This window comes from Martinezella calliandrae, assembly GCF_030272695.1.
Lineage (GTDB): Bacteria > Pseudomonadota > Alphaproteobacteria > Rhizobiales > Rhizobiaceae > Rhizobium > Rhizobium calliandrae.
In genome coordinates, this window is record NZ_JARFYN010000165.1 from 1 (window position 1) to 1,040 (window position 1,040).

Annotated in this window: 1 protein-coding gene; it reads left to right on the plus strand. The window is 66.1% G+C overall.

The window, feature by feature from the left end; translation table 11 throughout:
* Positions 1-1,040, plus strand: a 1,040-nt coding sequence (locus tag PY650_RS36510) for a condensation domain-containing protein (protein ID WP_285884955.1), incomplete at both ends; no start/stop codon positions are given.

Sequence of the window (1,040 nt, forward strand, 5' to 3'; positions counted from 1 at the left end):
CGTGCGGGAACTGAGCAGCCTCTACCGGGCGTTTCTGGCTGGACAGGACGATCCTTTGCCGCCGCTCGCCATCCAATATCCCGACTATGCCGCCTGGCAGCGCCAGTGGCTGTCGGGGGAACGGCTGCAGACCCAGGCGGACTATTGGCGCGAGACCCTGGCCGGCGCGCCGGCGCGTCTTGCGCTGCCGACGGACCGGCCGCGGCCAGCCGAGCAGTCGTTTGCCGGAGCCAATGTTCCCGTTGTCATCGATGCGGAGCTGACGCGCGGGCTGAAGCGGCTGAGCCGGCAGCATGGCACGACGCTGTTCATGACGGTGCTGACGGCGTGGGCTGCGGTGCTGTCGCGTCTGTCGGGGCAGGACGACCTTGTCATCGGTGCGCCGAGCGCCAATCGCGGCCGGCGCGAGATCGAAGACTTGATCGGCTTCTTCGTCAACACCCTGGCGCTTCGGCTGGACCTGTCGGGCGAGCCGAGCGTGGCCGAGCTTCTGGAGCGCACGCGGCGCACGGCGCTGGCGGCACAGGAACACCAAGACCTGCCGTTCGAGCAGGTTGTGGAGATCGTCAAGCCGCCCCGGGCTCTCGATCACACGCCGCTGTTCCAGGTCGGGTTGGCCTGGGAGAACGATGCGGTCGGGTCCTTCGATCTTCCCGGGCTGAGCGTGGAGGCTGCGGGGGAGGGGCTCGATCAGGTCAAGTTCGATCTCGAACTGAACCTTTGCGAGCATGGCGAGGTCATCACCGGAACGCTGCGTTATGCGAGCGCGCTGTTCGACGAAGCGACGATCGCGCGCCAGCGTGGTTATCTTTTGGCACTGCTGCGGGCGATGGTTGCCGATGCGGGCCAGCCGGTCGGCCGAATCGACATCCTGCCGGCCGAAGAGCGGACCTACCTGCTGGAGGATCTGAACCGGACGCAGGCGCCTTACCCGTCGGACCAGTGCATCCACGAACTGTTCGAACAGCAGGTGCAAAAGGCCTCCGATGCGGTGGCGGTGGTTCATGAGGACGAAGAGCTGAGTTATGGCGAACTCAATG